Source organism: Kribbella sp. NBC_00709, assembly GCF_036226565.1.
Taxonomy (GTDB): domain Bacteria; phylum Actinomycetota; class Actinomycetes; order Propionibacteriales; family Kribbellaceae; genus Kribbella.
The window spans coordinates 437370-455869 of the sequence record NZ_CP108996.1 but is presented as its reverse complement, the minus strand read 5'-3'; the positions used below and the strand labels follow the sequence as shown (position 1 = coordinate 455869).

16 protein-coding genes are annotated in these 18500 nt (G+C 69.0%); 7 read left to right on the top strand and 9 right to left on the bottom strand.

Going from position 1 to position 18500, the window contains the following annotated elements; translation table 11 throughout:
• Window positions 1-37: 37 nt before the first annotated feature.
• Entirely contained in the window at window positions 38-1267 is a 1230-nt protein-coding gene (locus OHA18_RS02225; RefSeq protein ID WP_329001809.1) for an SGNH/GDSL hydrolase family protein, read from the bottom strand.
• A gap of 143 nt (window positions 1268-1410) precedes the next feature.
• On the opposite strand from OHA18_RS02225, the gene OHA18_RS02220 reads away from it, so the two are divergent.
• Complete coding sequence (locus tag OHA18_RS02220; protein WP_329001808.1) at window positions 1411-3912, top strand: DEAD/DEAH box helicase; 2502 nt, start codon at window positions 1411-1413, stop codon at window positions 3910-3912.
• Here OHA18_RS02220 and OHA18_RS02215 read toward each other — a convergent pair.
• Window positions 3909-5096 carry an MFS transporter gene (locus OHA18_RS02215; RefSeq protein ID WP_329001807.1) on the bottom strand — a complete coding sequence of 396 codons (1188 nt, stop codon included), beginning with the start codon at window positions 5094-5096 and terminating at the stop codon, window positions 3909-3911. The genes OHA18_RS02220 and OHA18_RS02215 overlap by 4 nt on opposite strands.
• An 87-nt stretch (window positions 5097-5183) precedes the next feature.
• Between OHA18_RS02215 and OHA18_RS02210 the strand changes: the two genes are divergently transcribed.
• Window positions 5184-5510 carry an ArsR/SmtB family transcription factor gene (locus OHA18_RS02210; RefSeq protein WP_329001806.1) on the top strand — a complete coding sequence of 109 codons (327 nt, stop codon included), beginning with the start codon at window positions 5184-5186 and terminating at the stop codon, window positions 5508-5510.
• Between the two features lie 4 nt (window positions 5511-5514).
• Here OHA18_RS02210 and OHA18_RS02205 read toward each other — a convergent pair whose 3' ends face one another.
• Window positions 5515-6735 carry an MFS transporter gene (locus tag OHA18_RS02205; RefSeq protein WP_329001805.1) on the bottom strand — a complete coding sequence of 407 codons (1221 nt, stop codon included), beginning with the start codon at window positions 6733-6735 and terminating at the stop codon, window positions 5515-5517.
• A gap of 71 nt (window positions 6736-6806) precedes the next feature.
• On the opposite strand from OHA18_RS02205, the gene OHA18_RS02200 reads away from it, so the two are divergent.
• A complete protein-coding gene (locus OHA18_RS02200) occupies window positions 6807-7358 on the top strand; it encodes a CGNR zinc finger domain-containing protein (protein ID WP_329001804.1) in 552 nt (183 codons plus the stop codon).
• Here the strand turns inward: OHA18_RS02200 and fabV are convergent.
• Entirely contained in the window at window positions 7355-8524 is a 1170-nt protein-coding gene (gene fabV, locus OHA18_RS02195) for an enoyl-[acyl-carrier-protein] reductase FabV (protein ID WP_329001802.1), read from the bottom strand. The genes OHA18_RS02200 and fabV overlap by 4 nt on opposite strands.
• 71 nt (window positions 8525-8595) lie before the next feature.
• Complete coding sequence (gene murA, locus OHA18_RS02190) at window positions 8596-9882, bottom strand: UDP-N-acetylglucosamine 1-carboxyvinyltransferase (protein WP_329001801.1); 1287 nt, start codon at window positions 9880-9882, stop codon at window positions 8596-8598.
• 49 nt (window positions 9883-9931) lie between these two features.
• Between murA and OHA18_RS02185 the strand changes: the two genes are divergently transcribed.
• Complete coding sequence (locus tag OHA18_RS02185) at window positions 9932-10510, top strand: cob(I)yrinic acid a,c-diamide adenosyltransferase (RefSeq protein WP_329001800.1); 579 nt, start codon at window positions 9932-9934, stop codon at window positions 10508-10510.
• Here OHA18_RS02185 and sppA read toward each other — a convergent pair.
• Genes sppA through OHA18_RS02165 form a run of 4 tightly spaced genes read right to left on the bottom strand, consistent with a single transcriptional unit; the run spans window position 10507 to window position 14312 of the window.
• Complete coding sequence (sppA, locus tag OHA18_RS02180; RefSeq protein ID WP_329001799.1) at window positions 10507-12159, bottom strand: signal peptide peptidase SppA; 1653 nt, start codon at window positions 12157-12159, stop codon at window positions 10507-10509. The genes OHA18_RS02185 and sppA overlap by 4 nt on opposite strands.
• Window positions 12160-12189: 30 nt before the next feature.
• On the bottom strand, window positions 12190-13308 hold the full coding sequence (locus OHA18_RS02175; protein WP_329001798.1) for a CU044_5270 family protein: 1119 nt from the start codon (window positions 13306-13308) through the stop codon (window positions 12190-12192).
• On the bottom strand, window positions 13305-13925 hold the full coding sequence (locus tag OHA18_RS02170; RefSeq protein WP_329001797.1) for an RNA polymerase sigma factor: 621 nt from the start codon (window positions 13923-13925) through the stop codon (window positions 13305-13307). The genes OHA18_RS02175 and OHA18_RS02170 overlap by 4 nt, the downstream gene beginning before the upstream one ends.
• A gap of 54 nt (window positions 13926-13979) precedes the next feature.
• On the bottom strand, window positions 13980-14312 hold the full coding sequence (locus OHA18_RS02165; RefSeq protein ID WP_329001796.1) for a hypothetical protein: 333 nt from the start codon (window positions 14310-14312) through the stop codon (window positions 13980-13982).
• 126 nt (window positions 14313-14438) lie between these two features.
• Here OHA18_RS02165 and OHA18_RS02160 point away from each other — a divergent pair, with 126 nt between their 5' ends.
• The 3 genes from OHA18_RS02160 (at window position 14439) to OHA18_RS02150 (ending at window position 18487) form a co-directional block, all read left to right on the top strand.
• Window positions 14439-14753 (top strand): STAS domain-containing protein, encoded by a 315-nt coding sequence (locus OHA18_RS02160; protein WP_329001795.1) that lies wholly within the window; start codon window positions 14439-14441, stop codon window positions 14751-14753.
• Window positions 14754-14898: 145 nt separating this feature from the next.
• A complete protein-coding gene (locus tag OHA18_RS02155; protein ID WP_329001794.1) occupies window positions 14899-16881 on the top strand; it encodes a protein meaA in 1983 nt (660 codons plus the stop codon).
• A gap of 10 nt (window positions 16882-16891) precedes the next feature.
• Window positions 16892-18487, top strand: coding sequence for a glycoside hydrolase family 32 protein (locus OHA18_RS02150; protein ID WP_329001793.1), 1596 nt, complete (start codon window positions 16892-16894; stop codon window positions 18485-18487).
• Window positions 18488-18500 lie beyond the last annotated feature (13 nt).

Genomic DNA, 18500 nt, shown 5'->3' with positions numbered 1-18500 from the left:
CCGCGTGCGCCGCCTACTCGGGCGGCGCACGCGGTTCCTACTTGCAGCGAAGGGAGTCGAGCGCCGGCGCGTTCCCCATCGCCTGGTTGCCCGCGTCGTTCGGGTGCAGCCCGTCGCCGCCGTCGTACTCCGCCTTCAACCGCGACGGATCCGCCGCGTCACGCGTCGCCGCGTCGAAGTCGGCCACCCCGTCGAACTCGTGGCTGCTCCGGATGAAGGTGTTGACCGCCTGCCGGATCGCCTCCTTCTCCGGCGTGTACACGAACGAGCTGCCCATCGGCGTCAACGTCCCGCCCACGACGCACCGGCCCGACGCATGCACCCGCGCGATCAACTGCCGGTACCCCGCGATCAGTTCGTCCGTCGTTGCTCCGGCGTAGATGTCGTTGATCCCCTCGAGCACCAGCACCGTCCGTACGCCGGGCTTGGTCAGCACGTCCTTGTCCAGCCGGGCCAGCGCACTCGCCCCGGCGCTGCCTGCCTTCGCCACTCCGCCGAGCACCCGGTTCCCCGAGATGCCCTCGTTGGAGACCGCCAACCGTCGCGGCTCCGGCAGCTTCGCGTACCGATCGGCGAGCACGTCCGGCCAGCGGCGGTTCGTGTCGATCGTCGTACCGACCGAGGACGTGATCGAGTCGCCGAGCGTCGCCACCGTCTCCACCTGCTGCGGTGCCTCGACGATCGCGGCGTTCAGGAAGTACCACGCCGACGACTCGGTCTGATACGCCGTACTCGACTCGTCGGCCGCATGATCGCCGGACGTGGACTTGTAGCTGTGCTGCATCGCCCGGTTGTGCGCCGTGATCACACCTGTCGTCCCGGCCACGTGCAGGCTCACGGTCAGACTCGTCACCGCCGGCACGTTCCCCGGCAGCGGATCACTGATCGCCATCGCACCCGGGGGAACAGTCACCGACGTACTTCCGCTGAACGTCAACCGCCGGCTCGACCCCGGTACGACGGACGCCCCGCTCGCCTGCCGCCCGACGTACACCGAATCCGTCACCAACGGCTGGTCCCCGTTCGCGTTGGAGATCCGGATCCGCAGCTCGCGCCCGCCCACGCTGGTCCGCAGTACGTTCCGCACGGTCACGTCGTTCAACGTCCCGCCGGCGATGTCGTCGGCCGCGCCCCACGTCGTCACCAGCCCCGAACCGCCATCGCCCGGATGATCAGGGGCGGCCGCGCTCACCAGACCCGCCGCGCCCACCGCCGTCACCAGCAAACTCGCGCCCATCCGGCGCCACCAGAAAGAAGTCATGCCCATCAAGTCACCCCCGAACAGATATGCATGCAATCGTTTGCACAGTTCCGAGCGACGAACGGCATCTTCTCCGAGCCGAACGGTCGAAATCCCTGCCGGCACCCGGCGGAGTTCGCCGATTGGCTGGTCGGGGACAATGGGTGACGATGACGCTGACTGAGCAACTGCCGGGGACGACCGAGCCTGACGACCTGTACGACGTGTTCGCGCGTTGGGTGGGGGAGCAGGGGATCTCGTTGTACCCGGCTCAGGAGGAAGCGTTGATCGAGGTGATGACCGGGTCGAACGTGATCCTGTCGACGCCGACCGGCTCCGGGAAGAGCCTGGTGGCGACCGGTGCGCACTTCGCAGCGCTCGCGCACGGGCAGCGGACGTTCTACACGGCGCCGATCAAGGCGCTGGTGTCGGAGAAGTTCTTCGCGCTCTGCGACGTCTTCGGCGCGGACAAGGTCGGCATGCTGACCGGTGACGCCTCGGTGAACGCCGGCGCGCCGATCATCTGCTGTACGGCGGAAGTGCTGGCCAACATCGCCCTGCGCGAAGGATCGGCGGCCGACGTCGGTCAGGTGGTCATGGACGAGTTCCACTTCTACTCCGAGCCGGACCGCGGCTGGGCCTGGCAGGTCCCGCTGCTCGAGCTGCCGAAGGCGCAGTTCATCCTGATGTCCGCGACCCTCGGCGACGTCGAGCGGTTCAAGATCGACCTGGTCCGCCGCACGGGCCGCCCGACGGCGATCGTCTCGTCGGGCGAACGCCCGGTGCCGCTGGTCTACAAGTACGTCACCACCCCGCTGCACGAGACGCTCGCCGAGCTGCTGGTGACCCACCAGGCCCCGGTGTACGTCGTCCACTTCACGCAGGCCTTGGCCCTGGAACGCGCTCAGGCGCTGACCAGCATCAACGTCTGCACGAAGGAGGAGAAGGACAAGATCAAGGAGCTGATCGGGCACTTCCGCTTCGGCTCGGGCTTCGGCCGCACCCTGCAGCGGCTGATCATGCACGGGATCGGCGTCCACCACGCCGGCATGCTGCCGAAGTACCGGCGGCTGGTCGAGCAGCTCGCGCAGGCGGGACTGCTGAAGGTCATCTGCGGCACTGACACCCTCGGTGTCGGGATCAACGTGCCGATCCGCACCGTCCTGCTGACGGCGCTGAGCAAGTACGACGGACGCCGGCAGCGGATCCTCAAGGCCCGGGAGTTCCACCAGATCGCGGGCCGGGCCGGCCGCGCCGGGTACGACACCTCCGGCACGGTCGTCGTACAAGCGCCAGATCATGTCGTGGAGAACGTCCGGCTGCTCGCGAAGGCCGGCGACGACCCGAAGAAGCAGCGCCGGGTCCAGCGCAAGAAGCCGCCGGAGGGGTTCGTCACCTGGGGTGAGGACACCTTCGACCGGCTCGTCGCGGCCGACCCCGAGCCGCTGCAGTCGCGGATGCGGGTCAGCCACGCGATGCTGCTGAACGTGATCGCCCGCGACGGCGACGCGTTCGCGAGCATGCGGCACCTGCTGCAGGACAACCACGAGGACTCCCGGGCACAGATCCGGCTGATCCGCCGCGCGATCCAGATCTATCGCACCCTGCTGACCGCGGGCGTCGTCGAGCGCCTGGACGAGCCCGACGAGAACGGCCGGTTCCTGCGGCTGACGGTCGACCTGCAGAAGGACTTCTCGCTGAACCAGCCGCTGTCCACCTTCGCGCTCGCCGCACTGGATCTGCTCGACCCCGAGGAGCCGGTGTACGCGCTGGACGTGGTGTCGGTGGTCGAGGCGACGCTGGAGGATCCGCGCGCGATCCTGATGGCGCAGCTGCACCACGCCAAGGGTGAGGCCGTGCAGGGGATGAAGGCCGACGGTATCGAGTACGAGGAGCGGATGGAGCTGCTCGACGAGATCAGCTGGCCGAAGCCGCTCGAAGAGTTGCTCGAGGCAACCTTGGAGATCTACCGGCAGACGCACCCGTGGATCGCCGAGGCCGGGCTGTCACCGAAGTCCGTGGTGCGGGACATGTTCGAGCGGGCGATGACGTTCGGCGAATACATCCAGTACTACGGTCTCGCGCGTTCGGAGGGCATCGTCCTGCGCTACCTGAGCGACGCCTACAAGGCGTTGCGGCAGACCGTGCCACCGGACAAGGTGAACGAGGATCTCACCGACCTGATCGAGTGGCTCGGTGAAGTGGTCCGGCAGACCGACTCCAGCCTGCTCGACGAGTGGGAGGAGCTGACCAACCCCACCGACGTGCCGCAGGCCGAGGTCGTCCCGGCCGGTCCGCGCCGGATCACCTTGAATACCAGGGCTTTCCGCGTTCTGGTCCGCAACGCGATGTTCCGCCGCGTCGAGCTGCTCGCCCTGCACCGCTGGGCGGAGCTCGGCCAGCTGGACACCGCCGCGGGTTGGGACGCCGGCCGCTGGGCCGAAGCCGGTACGGCGTACTACGCCGAGCACGACGTGGTTGGCACCGGCCCGGCCGCCCGTGGTCCCGCACTGTTCATGGTCGAGGAACACCCCGGCTACTGGGAAGTCCAGCAGATCATCGACGACCCCGAAGGCAACCACGACTGGCGCATCACCGCGTCGGTTGACCTGTCCGCCTCCGACGAGGCCGGCGACCTGGTCCTCGAGCTCGCCTCGTTCAAGCCGCTCTAGTTCGCATTGCCCGGGGCTTGCCGGCGGGCGCCCAACCAGATGAGCAAGGCCGCGGCGAGGACGAAGCCGGCCGCGACCGGCGTCAGCCAGACGGCGCCGAACCGGGTCAGCAGCAGCCCGCCGACCGCGCCGGACAACGACACGGCCAGGTAGCCCGAGGCCTGGTAGAGCGCGGTCACCACAGCCTGGCCACCGGGCGGCGCCACCGCCAGCATCTGATGCTGCTGAGGTGTGGTCACCATGAAGGACAGCATCGCGGTCACCACGACCGCGACGATGGCGGGCGCGAAGGAACTCCGCACCGCGGGGGTGGCGCAGAACACGACGGTGAGGAGCAAGGTCACGGTCAGCACGACACGTCGTGGGCCGAAGCGATCGGCGAGATGGCCGGCCAGCAGATTCCCCGCCGTACCGGCGAGACCGTAGAGCAACAACAGCAGGGCCAGCATGGTTCCGTCGGTGCCGACGGCATGGCCGTAGACCGCGCTCACGTAGGTGTAGGGCATGTAGATGCCGATGAAGGCGAGGACGGTCGCCCCGAGCAGGACCAGCACTCGCCTGTCCCGGAGCGGCCGCAGCCGCGCTCGAAGCCCTGCCACCGCATCGAGGTGGACGTCGGGCAGCAGCAGGAGCAACGCCGGCACGATGAGAAGCCCTAGCAAGGCGACAGCCCACAGAGTCGCCCGCCAGCCGAGTGCAGCCCCGACGGCAGTACCCAGGGGCGCACCCAAGGCGAGTGCGGCCGTCAGACCGGTCATGACGAGGGCGATTGCCCGGCCACGCTGTTCGTCGCCGGCCAGGCTGGCGGCGGTGGCGCTGGCGCCTGCCGTGTAGAGGGACGCGCCGGCCGCGGCGACGACCCGCGCAGCCAGCACCCATCCGTAGCTCGGCGCGAGCGCCGTGATCGCGTTGCCGACCGCCAGGGTGACCAAGGCCGCGACCAATGCGGTCCGGCGGGACCAGCTGCCGGTGAAGGCCGCGAGTACCGGTGCCAGCACGGCGTAGGAGATCGCGAAGACGGTGACGAGCTGGCCGGCGGCCGCGACGCTGACGCGGAGGGACGAGGCGATATCCGGCAACATCCCGGCGATCACGAAGGCATCGGTCCCGACGGCGAAGGCGCCGAGGGACAGGACGGCGACAGGCCGGCGCCAGGTGGCCGGACGGGTGTCGAGCATGGGCATATTCCGATCATTGTCGTAACTTACGATCGGCATCGTAGTACGTGTTCCGATGATTGTCGTAGTAGTTGACCGCTATCATGGATTCCGATGGACGTCACAGCAGATTTCTTTCTTCCCCAGCCGGACCTCGCCCGGGTCCCGCTGAGCACGGTGATGCAGGCCTTGGCCGATCCGGTCCGGTTGCAGATCATCCGGGCCCTGGATCAGGCCGGCGAGTCGACCTGCACCGCCCTCGACGTCCCGGTGAAGGTGTCGACCGTGTCGCACCATCTGGGCAAGCTGCGCGAGGCCGGCGTCGTCTCGACCCGCCTGGTCGGCAACACCCGCCCGAGCCGCCTGCGGTACGACGACCTCGACGCCCGCTTCCCAGGCCTGCTGACCTCGATCCTGCGCGCCGAACCACCCCTCGGCTAGGCCGTTATCGTCCGACGGACGCCGTAGGCACCGGTGTTTCGAGGGTCCGGACCTCGCGGACGAACATGGGCAGGGCCGAGAGGGCGATGCCGATGGTGCCGACGGCAACGGCTGTGGTGGTGCTGAAGGTGCTCCCGAGTACGCCGCCGATCGCGGCGCCGACCGGGAGTACGCCGAATGTGAACGTGCGGTAGGCGCCGTTGCTGCGGGCAAGCGCCGTGCGCGGGATCAGCAGTTGGCGGATCGTCACCGACAGCACGTTCGCGCTACCGAGGCCGATTCCCGCGAGGAACTGGACCGCTCCGAGCAGGACGCCGTACTGCAGGCCGCGGCCGGGAAGGAAGGCCAGCAGGAGGGGGAGGCCTGTGGACAGGACCAGCGAGGTGCCGAAGGCGCGGCCGTACCCGAGTCGTCTGGCAAGCCGGAGACCGAGCATCGCGCCGACGAACGCCCCGGCCCCGCCGGCGCTCAGCGCGACGCCGTAGCCGCCGGCCGAAAGCCCGCGTTCCTTGACCGCGAGGACGACGAGGTTGACGACCAGGATCTGTGCGGACGCGTTGTAGAGCGCGGCATGTGCGGTCAACGAGCGGAGGAACGGGCTGACCTTGAGTTGCCGGACGCCTTCCCAGAGGCCGGGTCGATCGTCGGTCGCCTGCGGCGCGGGCTCAGCACGTCGCGCGGTTCCGATGCCGATCGCGCTCACCAGGTACGAGACGGCGTCCACCAGCAGCGCGACGGCCGGCCCGAGCAGTTGGACGAGGAGACCGGAGATACCGGGGCCGCCGACCTGAGCCGCTGTGGACGAACCCTGCAGTGCGCGGTTGGCTCCGGGCAGGTCGTGCTCCGGCACGAAGTCCGGCAGATACGCGAACGACGCGATGTCGAACACCACACTCGCCGCACCGACCAGGAACGCGACCCCGACAAGCAACGGCAGCGTGAGCTCACCGAACGCCCAGGCGATCGGGACCACCGCCACCGCGGCCGCCCGGACGACGTCCGTCGCAATCATCACGCCGCGCTTGCGCCGGCGCTCCAGCCAGTGCCCGGCGAGCAGCGGGAGCGCGGCGCTCGGCAGGTACGTCGCGGTCGCGATCGCGCTGACCCCGGCCGCACCCGCATCCAGCGTGAGTGCGGCGGTCAGCGGCAGCGCGACCGCGGTCACCTGAGTGCCGACCGCGGACACCGTCTGACCCGCCCAGAAACGCTTGAAGTCGCCGTCCACCGTTACCACTACCTCCGCCTCATCCAGTAACCGTTACCGGATCATGCCCTATGAGCGGTAACGTGGCAACCGTGATTCAGCCAGGCGAGCGGAACCCGGCCCCGGAGCCGCTGGTGCTTGTCCAGGACCTGGTCAACACCGTCGATCTGGAGCTGGAGAACGACGCCCTGCTCGCGCCCGCGGACCTCAGCGCGTTCTGTTCCGGCCACGGGCTGCCGGAGTTGCGCTTCGACCGCGATGACCTCGCGCAGGTGCTGACGCTCCGCGAGGCGCTCCGCGATGTCTGCCAGGCTCACGCCGGGGTCGACGTACCGTCGAAGTCGCTCGCCGTTCTCGACCGGCTGCTCGCTGATGCGCCGCTGGCGCTGGCGTTGTCAGCCGACGGAAGCGCGCTGGTCCGTCCGGTCGACGGGCTGCGCGGCGTACCTGCCCTGGTCGCGAGGCTGGCTGCGGATATCAGCGCAGCCGTGACGGCCGGCACCTGGCCGCGGTTGAAGGCGTGCGCTGCTGATACGTGCCGGTGGGTGTACTACGACCGGAGTCCGGCGGGTCGCAGTCGCTGGTGCACGATGTCGCTGTGCGGCGCGCGCAACAAGATGCGCAGGTACCGAGCGAACTCCTAGTGGTCCGGCCAGGCGACGTCGACCTCGGTCTCGGCCTCGTAGTCCACACCCGCCACGTCGAAGCCGTAGAGCCGGCGCACCTCGGAGAGGAACCACGTGGTGTCGGCGACCTCGGCGATGTTGTCCTGCGTCGCTGACTCCCACTGGGCGCGGACGGCGGACTGGACGTCGTCGGTCAGCTCCCAGCGGTCCAGGCGGATGCGGCCGTCGTCGTCGAGGTCGAGTGGGGCCTCGCCGGTGAGCTGGTCCCAGAGCGCGATCGACTGCTGCACGGGAGTCTCCAGTCCGCGGACCTTGTGCAGGAGGCTGACATACAGACCGATTCCTGGGATGGCGGAGGACGCCTGGGTGACTGCGGCGCCATTGACCGAGGTCCACGCGGTCACGCCGTCCTTGGCCAGGGTCAGCGCGGTCTGCTCGAGGTCGGCCTTGGCTGCGCCGATGGAACCCCGCCGGTAGATCGGACCGGTCAGCTCGGAGCCGATGTAGGTGAGGGCGACGGTGTTGAAGCCTGGCTTGAGCAGGTCGCGCTCCTGGAGCGCGGTGATCCACCGGGCCCAGTCCTCGCCGCCCATCACCTTCACGGTCTGGGCGATCTCGTCGTCGGTCGCGACATCGATCCCGACCTCCTGCAGGACCGGCTCACCGTCGTCGAACGCGAGGCTCTTGGTGGTGTGCGCGCCGCCGATCGCCTTCAACGCCGACTGATAGGTCTCACCGCTCCGCGGGTCCACCCGGCGCGGCGCCGCGACGCTGTAGATCAGGTGGTCGATCCCGCCGAGCTGCTCGGCGACCAGATCGAGCACCTCGTCCTTGGTGGTGTCCGCGAACGCATCCGCGTTGATGAACGTCCATGAGCGCCCGAGCTCGGCGGCGAGCGCTGCGGTCTCCGCGGTGCGATACCAGCCGGCGGTCGCCGTCCGGCGTGCGGTCGGCGCCTTCTCGAAGGACACGCCGACCCCGTCGATCCCGTACCGCGCCAGGCCGGCGATGGTCGTCGCGAGCCCATACCCCGAGCTGGATCCGACGACGAGCGCCGTCCGACGCTCCGGAGTCCGTTGCTCCACCTGTCCGGACATCTCTCGAACGATCCGGGCACACCCCGCCGGATGCGAGTCCAGGAACAGGAAGCCACGGCCGACGGGCTTGATCACGCGCTCACTCATGCCGACGACCCTAACCCGCCGAATCGGCTCGCCGGGTCAGAGTGCCGGAAGAGGTCCGGGAGAATGCCGGTTCAGTTCCAGTACAGTTCCGCGTCGTCCGGCTCGACCACGACGTCGGCGCCGAGGCGGCGGAGGTTGCCCGCGAAGTCGGTGTAACCGCGGTGGACGTGGTGGGCGGCGGACACCAGCGTCTCGCCCTCGGCGGCGAGACCCGCCAGGACCAGCGCGGCACCTGCGCGGATGTCAGAGGCGACCACGGGCGCGCCGGACAGGCGCGGTACGCCGCGGACGACCGCGTGATGCCCGTCGGTCTGGATCTGCGCCCCCAGCCGGGTCAGCTCCTGCGCGAACGTGAACCGGCCCTCGAACAGGTTCTCGGTCACCATCGCCGCGCCGTCGCTGATCGCGTTGAGCGCGATCACGAACGCCTGCAGGTCGGTCGCGAACCCCGGGTACGGCAGCGTCACCACATCCACGGGCTTCGGCCGGTCGTGCATCCGGACCCGGAACCCCGGGTTCAGCACGGTGATCTCCGCGCCGGCCTTGTGCAGCTTGTCGAGCGGCAGCTCCAGATGCTCGGCGTGCCCGTTCGCGATCGTGATGTCGCCCTTGGTGATGGCGGCCGCGAACGCCCAGCTCCCGGACACGATCCGGTCCGGTACGACGGTGTGGTCCACCGGGTTGAGCAGCCCGTCCACACCGGTGATCTCGATCCGCGGCGAACCGGCGCCGTCGATCTGCGCGCCCATCTCGACCAGCATCTTCGCGATGTCCTGGATCTCCGGCTCGCGGGCGGCGTTCTCGATGATCGTCGTGCCCTTCGCGAGCACCGCCGCCATCATGATCGTCTCGGTCGCGCCGACGCTCGGGAAGTCCAGCCAGACCTCGGCGCCGTGCAGCCCCTGCGGCGCCTCGGCGATGACGAAACCGTGCTCGATGTGCACCTTCGCGCCCATCGACTCCAGGCCGGCGACATGCATGTTCAGCCCGCGCGAACCGATGTTGTCGCCGCCCGGCAGCGCCACCTCCGCCTGGCCGCAGCGGGCCAGCAGCGGACCGAGCACCGAGATCGACGCCCGCAGCTTGCGCACCAGGTCGTAGTCGCACTGGTGCTTGACCGTGCCCGGCACCGCGATCGTCGCGAGCCGCCCGTCCGGGTCCACCTTCACCGAGCAGCCGAGCGTGTCCAGCAGCTGGGCCATGAACGTGACGTCCAGGATCCCCGGCACCTGCCGCAGCGTCGTCGTACCCTCCGCCAGGAGCGCAGCCGCCATCAGCTTGAGCACACTGTTCTTCGCCCCGGCCACCTCGACAGTGCCGTCGAGCCGTGCCTCACCCGCGATCCGAAACCGTTCCACCGGTCGACTGTAGCGTTTGACGGTCCGAGGCTTTGCGTAGAGTCCTGGCATGGCTGTGAACTTGACGCGGATCTACACGCGCACCGGTGACGCCGGCGAGACCCGCCTGGGCGACAACTCGACGACCTCGAAGACCGATCCGCGCCTGGCGGCGTACGGTGAGGTGGACGAGGCGAACTCCGCGCTCGGTGTGGCCATCGCGGCCGGCCACCTGAACAGCACGATCGTGGTGCTGCTGACCCGGATCCAGAACGATCTCTTCGACGTCGGCGCCGACCTGTGCAATCCGATCGCCCCCGATCCGGAGTACCCGCCGCTGCGCATCACGCAGGAGTACATCGACCGGCTCGAGGGCTGGTGCGACGACTACAACGGTCGTTTGACCAAGCTCCGCTCGTTCATCCTGCCCGGCGGCACCGAGGGCGCGGCCTACCTGAATCTCGCCCGCACAGTGGTACGCCGGGCCGAGCGCGCCGGCTGGGCCGCCGTCGAGGCGCACGGTCCGTCGGTCAACCTGCTCGCGCTGACGTACCTGAACCGCCTGTCCGACCTGCTGTTCATCCTCGGTCGCGTCGCCAACCTGTCCTCCGGCGGAGACGTCCTCTGGGTCCCGGGCGGCGAGCGCTAGCTGATCTCCCAATTGAACGGCATCCGCAGCACTCCGGCCGGCGGCAAACCCAGTGCGCTGTAGAGAGCGGTGGTCAGGCCGTCGAGTGTCAGCGGTGCAGCGCTGACCGCCAGGTCGTCGCTCGTCGTGGGTGCCCGCAGTTGGCTGAGCAGGTTGCGGTGCGGGGCAGCGATCACGCCGATCTCGTCGCGGTCCAGACCGGCGCGGTTGCAGGCCAGCGTCAGCGCGTGCTGGAAGCCGCCCAGCTCGTCCACGAGCTTGTGGCCGTGGGCGTCGGCGCCGGTCCAGACCCGTCCGCGCGCAAGCGCCTCGAGCCGCTCCTCGGGCAGACCGCGATCCTGAGCGGCCTTGGCGACGAAGTCCTTGTAGATGCGGTCGAGTGTCTCCTCCAGCCGCGCCCACTGCTCGTCGGTGAACTCCTCCTGCGCCGAGTACATCTGTGCGTTCGCGCCCTCGGACACAGCGTCCCGTGAGATTCCGATCCGGCCCAGTGCATCGCGTACGACGCCCTTGCCGGTCAGCACGCCGATCGATCCGGTGATGGTGCCGGGCTGCGCGACGATCACGTCGGCCGGCATCGCGACGAAGTACCCACCGGATGCAGCCACTCCGCCCATCGACGCGATCACAGGTCGCCCGGTCGAGCGGAGCCGCAGTACCTCGTTGCGGATCGCGTCCGAGGCGACGTACGAGCCGCCTGGGCTGTCCACTCGCAGTACGACGGCCTTCACGTGCTCGTTCTCCGCGACGGCACGCAGTGCGGCGCCGACGGTGTCGGAACCGGAGCCTGGACCGCCCATCGGGCTGTTCGAGTTGCGGCCGACCGAGATGCCACCGGTGACCCGGACGACTGCGACCAGTGGCTTCTGCGGCCAGGGGAGCGTTCTGCGCAGGTCTTCGAGCGTCCGCGGACCACGCCGGATGTACCGCTCGGCCAGCAGCCGTTCGTCGTACTGGAGCTGCTTCTCGAGCTCGTCGTACACATCCGACCGGTAGCCGAGTCGATCGACCAGTCCGGCATCCAGACCGTCCTGCGCGGGCAGTGGCGCACTGTCGACGAGCTCCCGGACCCGAGTGGTGTCCAGACGACGCCGTACGGCGATGCCTTCGACGATCTGCTCGTACGCCGACTCCGCGAGCCGCGACGCCATCTCGCGGCCCGGCTCGGTCATCTCCGTCTCGGTGAACGTGTCGGCCGCCGTCTTGTATTCACGCCGCTTGCCGAACTGCGGGATCACGCCGGCCTTGTCGAGGGCACCGCGGATGAAGACGGCCTGCACGGTCACACCGGTGATGGCGAGGTCACCGGACGGCTGCAGCCAGATCTCGTCGAACGCGGTGGCCAGGTAGTAGGGGACCGTTCCCAGGCCGGACTCACCGAACGACTCGGTCCAGGCGACAGCGGGCTTCCCCGACGTACGGAAGTCGGCGACCGCCTCGCGCAGCTCCTGGACCTGCGCCAGCGACAGCCGATGACCGCCCAGGTGGGCGACCACGCCGACGACCGCGTCGTCCCGCGCACCCTTCCGCAAGGCAGACACCAGCTCGCGCAGCGTCGGCAGATGACGGGCCCGGAAGGCCGCCACCGGAGAAGCAGGCGGCGTCTCGAGAACACCACGGGTCAGATCCAACTCAAGCAGAGTCGCCATACACCGACCCTAGACGCTGGACCCAACCGGTCAACGGACAGCGGTAGAGGGAGGAGTAGGCCTGTCGTCGGTCCAGCCGGACTCGAGTACGACGGTCGAGCCGGGCTTCGGTCCGCCGATCGTGGAGCTGAGCAGCCGCCCGGTCGCCGGGTCGATGATGTACGTCGCGCCGGTCCAGAAGAGGCTGGTCGGGGCGCTGCCGGCCTTGCGCAGGGCGGTCGTGATGCTGACCTCGGTCCCGACGCGGCCGAGCGGGTCCTTCACGCCGGTGCGGACGTGTGTGCCTGGCAGTGCCGCGAGCACGCGGAGTGCGGCGCCGCGCAGCTTCGGGGGAGCGGGCATCTCGAACAGGAGCCGGCCGGCCGCGGCGAACACGGCGTACTCGCGGTCGGCCGGGGACAGGTCCGTGCCGACCGACCTGCCGAGGTACGCGCGGAGCTGGACGGGGTCAGTGGGAAGGGCCGCGATCTGCTCGGCGCTGAGCGGCTTGTCGCCGGTCAGGTAGTAGCCGGGCGGGACGTCGCGGAACGACATCTTGTTCACCACTGGCACGCCGTCCGACATGCTGATCGGAGTGCGCTCGTACGGCAGCTGCCATGAGGTCGGTGAGCCCTGCGCGCGCCACTTCGCCGCGTCGGCCGGGCTGACGAGCTGATAGCCGAGGTTCACCCAGCCGAACGAGGACTCCACGCCCGGCTTCATCGGCATCCAGCTCTCGGTGATCGACCGCCGCTCCAGCGTGTACTTCGGGTTGCCGACCTGCGTCGTCGGGTTCAGCTGCAGACTGCGCACCCGGTAGTACGTCCCGGACACCTTCTCGTCCTTCTCCTGCCGAACCGCTGCCGCGATCAGCACCTCTGCTGCTGCGGTCAGTCGAGGCGCAGTAGTAGTGGCCGGCCCACTCGGCTGTGACCCGCCGCCACCTCGCCCCACAACCAGTGCGCCACCCAGCCCGGCCACCGCCACCAGAGCAGTGGCTGCAGTAACAGCAGTCCCCAGCCACCCTGCCCGGACGAAGCTCATGAAGGACCTGGCCGGCCTGGCCTCGTGGATCAGCTCCTCCACCTGACGGCGGGCGGCGTCCGTCGTCTCCGGAGTCGGACCGTCTGTCTCCGGGAACGCCTTCCGCAGTACGTCGAACTCGTTCATGCCGGATCCTCCGCGGGGTTGGTGACAGCTTCCCGCACCACCCGGCGGGCCCGCGACAACCGCGAGCACACCGTCCCGTACGCGATCCCGAGCGCCGCGGCCACCTCGCCGTACGTCAGCTGCCCGAGCGCCACGAGCAGCAACACCTCCCGGTCCTTCGCGTTCAGCTTCGCCAACGCGGCTGCCAGTTCAGGTGAGGCCCCCTGCGCCGTCACCTGAGCGGCGACCCGGTCCTCGTGTGTCGCGGCCGGCACCGGCAACGGCAGCTTCGCGGCGGCACGCCACGCCCGTACCTCGTCTCTACGGTGCCGGCGGATCAGGTTCGTCGCGATCCCGTACAGCCAGGCCCGCACCACCCCGTTGCGCCGGTCGAACCGCGCCCGTTGCCGGAACGCGATCAGGAACGTCTCCGCGGCCAAATCGTCCGCGACATCGCTCCCGAGCCGGCGAGCGACGTAGGAGTGCACCTGACCGAAGTACCGGTCGAAGATCGCCGCGAACCGCTCCGGCTCCCGGACCGACGCCTCCAGCTCCCACCCGTCGTCATCGGCAGGTACGGCGTCCCGGCTGACCCGCTGATGGAACGCAACGGCCGCGAGGGGCAGTTCGGACGTCATGGTGGAAAGACGCCCGAGAGCGCTCTCCGGAGGACACGCAGCAGTGAGGAAAGTTCAGGACTGGTTCAGCAGGCCGCGGGCGGCGGCCTCGTCGCGCGGCCAGACGTAGATCGTCCAGCCGTCCTTGGTCCGGGCCGCGGTCGCCCTGATGCCGAAATCCTTCAGCCGCGACACGAGCACGCGGGCCTCGTTGTAGTTCGGCACCGTCCGGATGTCGGTCAGCAGACCGAACGCGTCCCGCTCGGCCGGGCGACGATCGACGCGACGCACCAGCGAGCCGCCCTTCGCCTTCGAGAAGGCCCAGCGGCACAGCAGCACCATCACGCCGGCCAGGGCGATGGCCACCACCGGGAACAGGAAGTAATTCTCGGCGAACACAGACACCATTGTCTCGCGAAACAAAAGGTCGTGAGGTCTTGGCAACCTTCCGTGTCTCCGGGGAGTCTTTACCAACACAGACGCTGCCACGCGGCCGATCACTCGGGGGCCGCCGGAAGAGCGGAGGGCACGGACATGCTCGCACCGACCCACGACAACGTCGTACATCTGACCGGCATCCTGGACGTGCGCTCGGTGGGCGACGTCCGCCAAACGCTCAACCACTTGATCGACACCTCCGACGGCGACGTGATCGTCGACCTGGAGGCGGTCGACGCGGTCGATGCGACCGGCCTCGGCCTGCTGGTCGCGACCCACCGCCGCACCCAGCTCCTCGGCCGCCAACTGGTCCTGTGGCACCCGCTGCCATCGGTCGTCCGCATCCTCGCCGTCACCCGTCTGCACCGGGTCCTGAAGGTGGAGCGCACCCCGCTACCGATCAGCGCCTAGGTCGTGTCTGGTGGTCCCGCGCCGTAGCGAGCACCTGCTCGCTACGGCGCGGGACCACCAGACACGACCCGTGTGATCCACGCCCCTGGTGACACCAGTCACGAGAGGCAGACTCACAAGGGCACACAGTCCTACTCTCGGGTACATGGCGACCTCCGATAGGGATCGACCGTGGGTGATGCGGACGTACGCGGGCCACTCGTCCGCGGCGGAGTCGAACGCGTTGTTCCGCCGCAACCTGGCGAAGGGGCAGACCGGGCTGTCGGTCGCGTTCGACCTGCCGACGCAGACCGGGTACGACGCGGATCATCCGCTGGCCAAGGGTGAGGTCGGCAAGGTCGGCGTACCGGTCGCGCATCTCGGCGACGTCCGCGCGTTGTTCGACCAGATCCCGCTCGCGCAGATGAACACGTCGATGACGATCAACGCGCCCGCGATGTGGTTGCTCGCGCTGTACCAGGTCGCGGCGCAGGAGCAGGGCGCGCTACCGGACGAGCTCACCGGCACGACGCAGAACGACATCGTGAAGGAGTACCTGTCCCGCGGGACGTACGCGTTCCCGCCGGATGCGTCGCTGCGGCTGACGACCGACGTGATCGCGTACACCGTCGCGCAGATGCCGAAGTGGAACCCGATCAACATCTGCAGCTACCACCTGCAGGAGGCGGGCGCCACGCCGGTGCAGGAGCTGGCGTTCGCGCTGTCGACGGCGATGGCAGTCCTCGACCGGGTCCGCGACGGCGGACAGGTGCCGCCGGAGCGGTTCGGGGACGTCGTCCAGCGGATCTCGTTCTTCGTGAACGCCGGCGTGCGGTTCGTCGAGGAGACGTGCAAGATGCGTGCGTTCGTGCAGCTGTGGGACGAGCTGACGCTGGAGCGGTACGGCGTGACGGACGCGAAGGCGCGCCGCCTGCGGTACGGCGTACAGGTGAACTCGCTCGGGCTGACCGAGGCGCAGCCGGAGAACAACGTGCAGCGGATCGTGCTCGAGATGCTCGGCGTCACGCTGTCGAAGAACGCGCGGGCGCGGGCCGTGCAGCTGCCGGCGTGGAACGAGGCGCTCGGGTTGCCGCGGCCGTGGGACCAGCAGTGGTCGTTGCGGATGCAGCAGGTGCTGGCGTACGAGTCCGACCTGCTCGAGTACGACGACATCTTCGACGGATCGCACGTCATCCAGGCGAAGGTCGGCGAACTGGTCACCGGTGCGCGCGAAGAGATCGACCGGGTGCAGGCGATGGGCGGTGCGGTCGCGGCGGTCGAGAGCGGGTACCTGAAACAGGCGCTGGTCGCATCGCACGCCGAACGGCGTCAGCGGATCGAGTCCGGCGAGCAGATCGTGGTCGGGGTGAACAAGTTCGAGAACACCGAGCCGTCGCCGCTGACTGCCGACCTCGACGCGGCGATCCAGACTGTCGACCCCGCTGCTGAGTCCGCTGCGCTGGAGTCCCTTCAGAGCTGGCGCGCCTCGCGTGATGCGTCCGCGGTCGACGCCGCGCTGGGCAAGTTGCGTGCCGCCGCCAAGACCACCGACAACCTCATGCCCGTCACTCTCGAGTGCGCTCGCGCCGGTGTGACCACGGGGGAGTGGGCGGGGGTTCTCCGTGAGATGTACGGCGAGTATCGCGCCCCGACCGGTGTGTCCGGCTCGGTCGGCGTCTCCGGCGGTGGTGCCGAGATCGCCGCCGTGCGCTCGAAGGTCGCAGCAACGTCGGAGGAACTCGGCGGCCGCCTCCGACTGCTCGTCGGCAAGCCTGGCCTGGACGGCCACTCCAACGGCGCCGAGCAGGTCGCGGTCCGCGCGCGTGACGTGGGCTTCGAGGTCATCTACCAAGGCATCCGCCTGACCCCTGAGCAGATCGTCGCCGCTGCCGTCGCCGAGGACGTGCACTGCGTCGGGCTCTCGATCCTGTCCGGCTCCCATATGGAGCTGGTCCCGCAGGTGGTGGCAGGTCTCCGCGAGGCGGGTCTGGAGGACGTGCCCGTCGTGGTCGGCGGCATCGTCCCCGACGCGGACGCCAAGTCCCTGCTCGCCGCCGGCGTAGCCGCCATCTACACCCCGAAGGACTACGACCTCACCGGCATGATGTCCGATGTGGTCGACGTGATCCGCCACGCCAACAAGCTCTAACCTCGTAGTCGTGGCCGACTTCGAGACGTTCACCATCGAGCGCGACTACCTCGCTTACTCCATCGCCGGCGCGGACTACGAGTACGTCTGCTGCCTGAATCTGCTGGTGGGCGGCGAGATCGTGCGCACCGCCACCGGCCGCAACAGCGTCACCGTGCAGCCCGGCAGCTGGGACGTCCGCGAGTACGTCGGTCAGCAGGCCCAGCTCCAGCTGGTCGACCAGGGCACAGGCGACCGGGGCCATGTGATCGTCGACGACATCGTGCAGACCGACAACCCCGACGTACCACCTGTGACGACCCAGCCGTTGTACGGCGAGACGTGGCGGCCGCAGCAACACTTCACCGCACGGCAGTTCGCGATGGACCGCCTGGAACCGGGGATGCGCCAGGAAGGCTGGCTCAACGACCTGAACGGACTGGTGTACTACGAGGGCGAGTACCACCTGTTCGCACAGCGGTGGAACAAGTGCTGGATCCACGCCGTCAGCGAGGACCTGGTGCAGTGGACCGAGCTACCGCCCGCGTTCTTCGAGGAGTCCCTCGACACCGGGGTGCAGTCCGGGTCGGTGGTGATCGACTACGGCAACACGTCCGGGCTGTCACCCGACCCGGACCGGCCGCCGATGGTCGCGTTCTGGTCGCGCAACGACAACCTGAGCCAGTGCTTGTCGTACAGCCTGGACAAGGGCCGCACCTGGCAGCACTACGACGGCAATCCGATCATGACGATGCCCGAGCGCGACCCGAAGGTGTTCCGCTACCACCCCGGTGACCACTGGGTGATGATGCTGTACGGCGACCAGCGGTACCACCTGCTCACGTCGACCGATCTGCTGCACTGGACGGACACCGGCAACGTCGTACCGAACAGCTTCGAGTGCCCCGACTTCTTCGAGCTCCCACTCGACGGCGGCGACCCGAAATGGGTGCTGGTGCGCGGCGACGGGAAGTACTCCGTCGGCACGTTCGACGGGACGACGTTCACCGAGGAGTCCGAGCAGCTGCTGTCCGACGCCGGACCGAACTTCTACGCCACGCAGACCTGGAACAACACCGAGACCGGCGACGGCCGGAGGATCCAGGCCGCGTGGATGCGGGACGGCGTCTACCCCGAGATGCCGTTCAACCAGCAGGTCACGATCCCGTGCGAGCTCACCTTGCGGACGGTCGACGGCAGTCCGCGCCTGTTCCGGAACCCGGTCCGTGAGCTGACCACCCTGTACTCCGGCACCGCGCACTGGTCCGGCACGGTCAAGCCGGGTGCCGACAAGGTGCTCGCTGCCGGCCCGCTCGAGGCGGATCTGCACCTCGACGTCGAGATCCCGTCCGGCGCCACCCTGACCGTCGACGTGTCCGGTGCGCCCGTGCACCTCGGCAGCACCACGGTGGCCTCGGGCTCGGATCCGCAAGCGGTCTCCGGCGAGCTCCGGAGCGTCCGGTTGGTCATCGACCGGACGTCGCTGGAGCTCTTCGCCAACGACGGTGAAGTGTCGATCTCGCGCTGCTACCTGCCGGCCGGCCGCGGCGTGGTCCTGACCGCGACAGCGCCGGTCCAGGTGACGTCGACCCTGCACAGTCTTGCGTCGATGTGGCCGGATGGTTGATCCGGCTGGTAGA